The sequence below is a fragment of the Brucella sp. RRSP16 genome (assembly GCF_052246815.1).
In the GTDB taxonomy this organism is placed as follows: domain Bacteria; phylum Pseudomonadota; class Alphaproteobacteria; order Rhizobiales; family Rhizobiaceae; genus Brucella; species Brucella intermedia.
In genome coordinates this window covers 1-7,000 of sequence record NZ_JBQQAM010000031.1, presented here as the reverse complement: position 1 = coordinate 7,000, position 7,000 = coordinate 1, and the positions used below count along the sequence as shown (strand labels likewise).

Here is a 7,000-nt window from a genome sequence, read left to right as displayed (position 1 = left end):
GGCGAAGGATGGCAAGGATTTGTGGTTCGCTGAATCTGCTCGTCTTCATTAAAATCTCCTCGATCATATAGCCCGAGAAAATTCTACTTTTGAAGCCCGTTATTTGGTGGGGGGATTACCGACTGAAGAAGCGCAGGAACATTATTTTTCGTTATCGCGGAAACACCATTATAGCTTTGCCACCCTTCGGTTGTGCTGTCGCCATAACAAGCAATTTTTATATCATAATTGTATCGGGCTGGAATACTGGCTCCAAGGGAGGATAATGCAGCGTACATCCTTCAACCTACAATCCCTGTCAAAACGATCCTATACCAAGCCAAGGTTCCTGACGTGGGAACGATACGAAGTGCGTTAAATGGTGACCACGGCGTCACAATGCCGTTGCGAGACAGGAACTGCATCGCTCCTCCTGACACTCTTCGGGTAATCGAAGCAGAATAGAGCGACCTTCTGAACTGATTAAATTCAGAGATCTTTATCTCCATCATCGCACCCCCGCCTCCGGTGGCACTAGCAACATTCCCCGATACGATAGCCGGTGATACTGGATTGGATGCCGTCACGCTCGTGCCCGAAACAACTAAGACTTGTTCCGTATAATCATCCGTAGTGGATAGCCAAGACGACCCGTTGTCAGTTGAGAGTTGGAGACCGATCGAGACATTATTGTCAGTCGGAGCCGCATCAATGTGCAGCACTATTTCTCTATATCGGGTTCCAAGTCCGGTTTTTATCCAGCCAGCACTCGCTGTATTAGAACTATCTGACGCGATTATTTCGGCTGGCACATTTTTGAACACCAAATTTCCGCTATTGTTGGTGCCAAGCGATTGGTTAGGTGCGCGGGAAAGATCCGCAAACTGGCCAAGGTTGCCGTTCGGGTCTTGAACCAAATCAGCCAACTCATACTCACCCGTCGGGCCGCCAACTGGCACCTTACCTTCCTCGACGCCGAGTTCCGCAAGGTTCATCAAAACGCCATTGCCGAGCAGCTCGATAACGGTTGCGGCCTGTGTCGAGACCCGGCTTCCATCGCCAAGCTGTCGAGCGCGATATGCACCGTCAACAATCGTCGTGCCAGTCCACGGTTCAGTAAGGGGCAACTGGGTGTCGCTGTCGACACTGGCGATGACGGCCGTCAGTTTCTGGATTTGAAGCGTGTCGCCTTCCCAGAACCGCGTCACTTCGAACAGTGTCCCGGTGCCGGTAACGGTCACTGACCCATTGGCAAGCGAAATCGTTCCCGACGTGTAGTCGGACAAAGTGGCCATAGATTTCTCCTGGGAACTTAAAGCGTCGTTGCGCTGAGAATGTAGTAACGGACGCCTCCCGGGTCTGGCAGAATGTACATAAAGCTACCCGTTGAGGTGTCGATAGTCGTCGGAGCGCCGGGGCTGATATGAATGACAATCCGATTGGTCTCGACAACAGTCACGCATGATTGGCTTGTCGGTTGCCATGCGTTGGTTCCCGGCAGGCGCACATACTGGTGGAAACCCTGTGTGATACGTTCCGGCCAGTTACACATCACCTTGGGAAAGATGAACTGCCCCGAACCATCGAAGTTCACGATTGCGGCATGCGATCCATACTGACTATCGACCACGTTGGCCGTCGAAAATGACGATGCGGGTAGGGGTTTTCGATTTGGCTAATCTTGTAGTTACGCAATGGGCCAAGATCCGGAAACTGCGGCGCACCTGAACGATCCAATCCCAAGGCATCAAAGCCGTTCCGTAGGGAACCATTGATGCTTATAATCATGCCGTTCACGAGACTTACAGTCTCGCGCACCATGTACTGGATGCCACCGAGAAAATTATTAGCGATCTGAATGGACAGATCAGCAAAAGCCCCTGGAAGGGCAGACCATCCGTTCACAATCGCGTTGTAGCTGCCGACAAAAACAGCCACGATTGAATTCACTCCGCTCTTCGCGGCTCCGACGATATCAAAGCCAATGATCTTGGTTAGTTCGTCGCGGAATATATTTGCGGCAATGACGGTTGCGGCAAAACCAGCCACCAGAGCGGTAGCGGGATTAGCGAGCGCGAATGATGCACCCATGCTGATGGCAGCTACAGAGACGCGGCCCATCCAAGCGATCAGATTTACCATTCCGGCGATGACGCTCGGCGCATAGATCAACGCGAGTGCCGCAGCTGCAGTAGTAGCATATGGCGCTATTGCCTTCAGGTTATCCGCTAAGAAAATCAGGGCTTGCGAAGCGCGCTTTGGCCAATCCACCATCTGCAGGCCAGCCGCGGACAACGCCACAAGACCGATAGTCAAGAGGCTGACTGGCGAGATGACGGACATGAATGCTGCGCCGAGCCCTCGTAGCGGGTTTTCCATCATGCTGATGACCGCTGCAAGCTGGCTTGCAAGTTGCAAGGCCCACCGAAACAGATAACGGCAATTCTTTGTCCGGCCTTTTTTCGTTCAAAAGGCCGGACGCTCTTGAACTGATATCTGCAACCACAGAATCGATGTTACTTGTTTCTGCTTTCGGTACGAACGCACAGAACTCATCACCTCCGATGCGCGCAATCAGGCTGTCGTTCGACAAGCAATCTTCCAATGCTTGTGCTACTGAAATTACGGCATCATCGCCTGTCGGGTGCCCGTATTGATCGTTGATCCGCTTTAAATAATCGATATCAGCAATCAAAAACCATCCGCGAACACCTGCCTTGTTGGCTGCATTAAACTGCTGGATAAAACTTCTCCGGTTGAGGAGGCCAGTTAGCGGGTCAATACTGGCTACCCGCGCCAGTTCATTCGCTCTTTTCACCGCAACGCGGTAAGACTCTTCGGGCTTTTCCAATCGTGAAAACCAGAAAACGCCTAACGGTATCGCGATAAGAAACGGAAGCAATAGACGGACTACAATTGTGACCGTGTCTGAACGCGCGCCGATCACGAAACGTATCCCTGTCGATAGTGAAATCGATATCAGCGCTGCAATCGCGGCAACCAACGCCGTGCGTTTCCAAACGTAACTTGATGGCGCGCGCAAAAACCCAACCCTCAGCAGGTAGACCCAACAAGTCGATTAACGCCTCTTATAGGGAACTTCAACAATCATTCCCGTTTCTTTCTTTTAAACCCGCGCAACAACGATGCAACGCCTTGTCCGTCACTGGCTGGAGTTTCGTTCTTTAACTGGTCGCTGGATTTCGTTTTCTGCCCTGCCCGCGTGACTGCCAGAATGGCGTTATCCAATGAGCAGATCAGTTCGGCCTCCCATGTTAGCATCGAAATGCCGTGAACACGGCTGTAGGCGTCGATCTCTCCATACGAGATCGGATTTGCAGACATGCCGACTGATCGGCGGGCGTTCAGATCGAGGAACCAGCCCCAGACGTGCCGTAAATCGTCTGGGAAGTCTGGCAGGACTGTAGGCCGTCGTTTAGCGAAGACGGCCTCGCCGAACGAAATTAGGTCGCTGGCGAGGCTTTCACGAAAGCCAGTTGATTATCCGCCGCGGCGTCGATTTGCTCGGCAATGAACCACAAATCCGGGTTGGTCAGCACTGCTCGGACGTTTTCCGTCGTGCATTCAATGGCCTTGCCGCCTCGCTCGAATCCTTCCCACGAAAGTACAGCAGCCACCATCACATCAATTGCGCGATCTTCGATTTCTTCGACCGTCTGAACTTTCTTCGGATTGCGCTTCTGGTCGCGAATATTGGCATTAGCCAGGCGACGCTGGACATCACGAACGCGTTGCGACTGATACGACGCAACGCGAACTTTCATGCCCAATTTCTTGCCTGTGGTCGGGTGAACAATATCCACCTCGAAACCTTCGTCAAATGCCTTCGCCGCACCGTCAAATACTGACAGATCCATCTGTGAATTTCCTGTTTATACGTCTGTGGAGAAACGGTTGATAAGCTGTTGGGATTATGGGGTTCCGGCCGCCGCCTCTTGTTCAAAAACGGCAGTCGTAATGCCGAGATTGAAAGTCGTGGTGACTACATCGTCAGCTTCGCCGTAGCTTTCCTTGGCCGACTGTACGAGCGCGTGAAAATAGAACTCGGTTGGGGTTCCGGTTTCATCTGGCGCATCGTTCGCGATGATGCGAATTGCGTAAGCCAGATTGGTCTTTTCAGCCGCCCTCAGCGCGATCTGGCCTGCATCGAGCGGATCACGGCCACATACCAGGGCGAGAACGCCGGCATCGCGCGCGCCCTTGAGGTGTCGCACTCGAGCATCCGAAAGGCTGGTGAAAGTGACGTCGTTCGCCTCATCACCAAATTCGCTGAGGTTCTGGACTTCACCGACTGGAACAAAGGCCAGAGCCTTGTATGCGGCGATGATAGCGGCCTCATTTGCGCCAGTTACGGGAGTTGCGGGCCCGATAGCAATCGTAGAGCCCGAAGCAGTTGTAATCATGGGTCTTCTCCATATGAAAAAAGCCCCGGATTGGGGGCTGTTAACGGCTCAGGCCGGATGAAAGTTATGCGAAACAGTCGTATGAGATCGTCACTGGCACTTGCCAGTGCGTATCGTCGCTGAACCCTTGCGCGATGTCGGGCGCCTTGGTGATGCGCGCGTCAGCGGCAGCGATAATGAATCGGCCAGTGGCGTTCGTCGTGAGTTTGGCGCCCTTGGTGATGTTGGTGCCGGTCGGTACGCGAACGTTGAAGAACTGCTCATCGAGCATTTCCATGCCGATCATGCGGTCGCCGGCTGCCCAAGCATCGTCCACGCCCTTGAGGACAAGGTAATTGTCCTGAGCGATGAACACCTTTTCGTTGGTGGATGCGCCAGCGATAGCAAAGCCGCCAGTGCCGTTCAGAACCACAGCGAGCCCCGGAAGGGTTGCCGCGGCTGCGATACCCTCCTGAACCTGAGGAGTTGCTTCGGTGAACGGGCCGGCGAAAATCTTGTTGAACCTAGCCATGGATTATTCTCCTTCCGGAACCTTGAAGCCGGGCTTGTCAGCGGTCGGCTTGAACGCACCATTCAGGGCCGCGGCACGGCCGGGTTCGGCCTTGGGCGCAAGCTCCTTGAGCGCGTCGATGGAAAGCGTATTGGCCACGGCTTCGGTGAGAAGATTGGCCTTCACGACCTTCTCGACCAAGTCAGACTTCTCGGCGTCTTCCTTGGCCTTCTGGTTGGCGACCATTTCATTTTGTGCATCGACCAGAGGTTTCACAGCGTTGGCCACTGCGGTGCCAATGGTTTCGCCGATCTTGGCAAATCCGTCCGAGAGGGTTTTGACCTCATCGGAAAGCGCCTTGAACTGCTCGTCAGAGACAGACATGTCGTCTTCCTTTCGATTGGTTGAGGGAACCCGCTCGGACAGGCCAACGGCCTCCATAATCGCGGACTTCATTCGCTCCAGCACGGACGCCTTGGAGCGCCGTTCCAAAGCTCGGGCGAGGCTGTCCACCGCCCAATCCATTTCGCGGTCAGCATCCTCGATGAAAGAGTTGATGACCTCGACTTCCTGTTTTTCGCCCTTGGCGTTGACCAGCATACCGACACCTTGTTCAGGCGTTGCCGCGCCTTGCTCATCAAGCAGGATGGCGTCATGGTCGAATTCCAGGGCTCGAGCGATATGCTTGTAGTTCACGTCACCGTTTGCGGCTTCCAGAAGGGCAAGAAGACCGGTTGACGTATGAATGGGCCCGCCATTGTCGATGGCTTCCAGAACCCGCTTTCCGCCGTCTGATCGGCTAGCGGTTTCCACATCGATGACCTTGTCGAGGAACACCCGACCATTCTCACGGCGCACGTTTTCATTCCAGGCGCCAATCCAGCCAAGATTGATGCCTTCCGGGTCTCGGGCAGAGACAAATGCACCATTGATCATTGGGTGGCCGAGTGGTGCCGGGGTTCTCTCCAGACTGGCGAAGCTCTTCGCGATCTCATCAGCAGGGTACATGATGTCGTTCATGACGATATCGTCTGGGAGAGTGGCAGACGGGACGATAACCACGTCTCGGCCGTTTCTCTTCTCGCGTCGGATCGCACCGGTGTTAGCCAGTGATCGGATATTCACCCGAACGGTTTTGGACATTTTCAATCCTTTTCGGATATTAAAAGCCAGCACAGGCAACGGGGGCTGCAAAAATGCTGGATCGCAATTCTTGGGACTAGATGCGCATGATCGAACGCGAGTTCGTGAGAACTCTTGATTTCGTTTCTCTAAGTGATGAGCATGCGAAAGTTCACTCTAACGAGTACGCCAAACTGTTACTGTTGGCAGGGAGTGAAGGAGACAACTTGATGAGCATTATTGCGTCACGGGTCGCGGGGACATCTGTAACAAATGTCAAGAAGTGCCAAACAGTGCTTTGTGCCCACTATAGTGACTTCCATACAGTGGAAATATCTATTCCCCGCAACAATCAAACAGTTCAGCCTTTCGCGGCGTGGGCAAAAAAAGAAAATGCACCCGACTGGTGGATTGCCTACAACCACGTTAAGCACAATCGGCACACAAACTTTCGTGAGGCCAACCAAGAAAACTGCATGAAGGCAATTGCTGCGCTAGTTGTCCTGAATCTTTACAAGTTTGGTGACTGCCTTGAGCCCTACACCGAACTCTTTGACCCCGGGTATCCTCAATCAATTTCCACGTCTGGATCCATCAATCTTCCTGGATTTGTGAATCCTTTGGACGTGTAATAGCCGCCGCCATACCCTCTTCATCGTCCTCACGGTATCGCTGTTCGTCCGTGAGTGGTTCCTTGCCGACTACTTCACGCATCTCATCAGCAGTGAATACCAACTCATTGGATGCGCTCATCTTCTGGTTGGTATCTGCCATCTTGGCTACACGGTCGATCTTCTCGGCCATGGACGTTTCAGTCAGGTCGGCCCAATCCAGATACCAGTCCTTTTCCGGCAGTATGCGGAACTGAACTGCCCCCCATTTCGACCGGACAGTCGGCATAAGCAGAAAGGCTCAAGCACAGGCTTGGGTATAGGCTTATGTCTAACGAGTATCGACACGTTGAATTGCTGACGGGTGATGTTCG

Annotated in this window: 9 protein-coding genes and 1 pseudogene; 1 reads left to right on the top strand and 9 read right to left on the bottom strand. The window is 53.3% G+C overall.

The annotated features are described in order from the left end of the window. Window positions 1-281: 281 nt before the first annotated feature. From ACS5UA_RS22575 to ACS5UA_RS22540, 8 genes and pseudogenes are all read right to left on the bottom strand, one after another. On the bottom strand, window positions 282-1,274 hold the full coding sequence (locus tag ACS5UA_RS22575) for a hypothetical protein (protein ID WP_353392953.1): 993 nt from the start codon (window positions 1,272-1,274) through the stop codon (window positions 282-284). Between the two features lie 295 nt (window positions 1,275-1,569). Next, a complete protein-coding gene (locus ACS5UA_RS22570) occupies window positions 1,570-2,253 on the bottom strand; it encodes a hypothetical protein (RefSeq protein ID WP_443101866.1) in 684 nt (227 codons plus the stop codon). A gap of 130 nt (window positions 2,254-2,383) precedes the next feature. After that, window positions 2,384-3,022: pseudogene (locus ACS5UA_RS22565) on the bottom strand (GGDEF domain-containing protein); the annotation flags it as partial. Window positions 3,023-3,087: 65 nt separating this feature from the next. Then, complete coding sequence (locus ACS5UA_RS22560; protein ID WP_424945378.1) at window positions 3,088-3,399, bottom strand: phage tail assembly chaperone; 312 nt, start codon at window positions 3,397-3,399, stop codon at window positions 3,088-3,090. 44 nt (window positions 3,400-3,443) lie between these two features. Further along, window positions 3,444-3,857, bottom strand: a complete 414-nt coding sequence (locus tag ACS5UA_RS22555; protein WP_112702498.1) for a hypothetical protein — start codon at window positions 3,855-3,857, stop codon at window positions 3,444-3,446. A gap of 54 nt (window positions 3,858-3,911) precedes the next feature. Then, complete coding sequence (locus ACS5UA_RS22550; protein ID WP_196108673.1) at window positions 3,912-4,403, bottom strand: phage tail tube protein; 492 nt, start codon at window positions 4,401-4,403, stop codon at window positions 3,912-3,914. Between the two features lie 64 nt (window positions 4,404-4,467). Next, window positions 4,468-4,914: a hypothetical protein gene (locus tag ACS5UA_RS22545; protein ID WP_279719188.1), complete on the bottom strand. Its 447-nt coding sequence runs from the start codon at window positions 4,912-4,914 to the stop codon at window positions 4,468-4,470. Window positions 4,915-4,917: 3 nt separating this feature from the next. Beyond that, window positions 4,918-6,036, bottom strand: a complete 1,119-nt coding sequence (locus ACS5UA_RS22540; protein ID WP_112702496.1) for a hypothetical protein — start codon at window positions 6,034-6,036, stop codon at window positions 4,918-4,920. A gap of 86 nt (window positions 6,037-6,122) precedes the next feature. Here ACS5UA_RS22540 and ACS5UA_RS22535 point away from each other — a divergent pair, with 86 nt between their 5' ends. Then, window positions 6,123-6,647 carry a hypothetical protein gene (locus ACS5UA_RS22535; RefSeq protein ID WP_353392956.1) on the top strand — a complete coding sequence of 175 codons (525 nt, stop codon included), beginning with the start codon at window positions 6,123-6,125 and terminating at the stop codon, window positions 6,645-6,647. Here the strand turns inward: ACS5UA_RS22535 and ACS5UA_RS22530 are convergent. Beyond that, window positions 6,610-6,819 (bottom strand): hypothetical protein, encoded by a 210-nt coding sequence (locus ACS5UA_RS22530; RefSeq protein WP_196108671.1) that lies wholly within the window; start codon window positions 6,817-6,819, stop codon window positions 6,610-6,612. The two genes, ACS5UA_RS22535 and ACS5UA_RS22530, sit on opposite strands and share 38 nt — an antisense overlap. Between the last annotated feature and the right edge of the window lie 181 nt (window positions 6,820-7,000).

Bases quoted from the DNA above. Each gene is read 5' to 3' on its own strand.
- ACS5UA_RS22545 (WP_279719188.1), bottom strand. From the start codon at position 4,914: ATGGCTAGGTTCAACAAGATTTTCGCCGGCCCGTTCACCGAAGCAACT.
- ACS5UA_RS22535 (WP_353392956.1), top strand. From the start codon at position 6,123: ATGATCGAACGCGAGTTCGTGAGAACTCTTGATTTCGTTTCTCTAAGT.
- ACS5UA_RS22575 (WP_353392953.1), bottom strand. From the start codon at position 1,274: ATGGCCACTTTGTCCGACTACACGTCGGGAACGATTTCGCTTGCCAAT.
- ACS5UA_RS22570 (WP_443101866.1), bottom strand. From the start codon at position 2,253: ATGGTGGATTGGCCAAAGCGCGCTTCGCAAGCCCTGATTTTCTTAGCG.
- ACS5UA_RS22555 (WP_112702498.1), bottom strand. From the start codon at position 3,857: ATGGATCTGTCAGTATTTGACGGTGCGGCGAAGGCATTTGACGAAGGT.
- ACS5UA_RS22540 (WP_112702496.1), bottom strand. From the start codon at position 6,036: ATGTCCAAAACCGTTCGGGTGAATATCCGATCACTGGCTAACACCGGT.
- ACS5UA_RS22530 (WP_196108671.1), bottom strand. From the start codon at position 6,819: ATGGCCGAGAAGATCGACCGTGTAGCCAAGATGGCAGATACCAACCAG.
- ACS5UA_RS22550 (WP_196108673.1), bottom strand. From the start codon at position 4,403: ATGATTACAACTGCTTCGGGCTCTACGATTGCTATCGGGCCCGCAACT.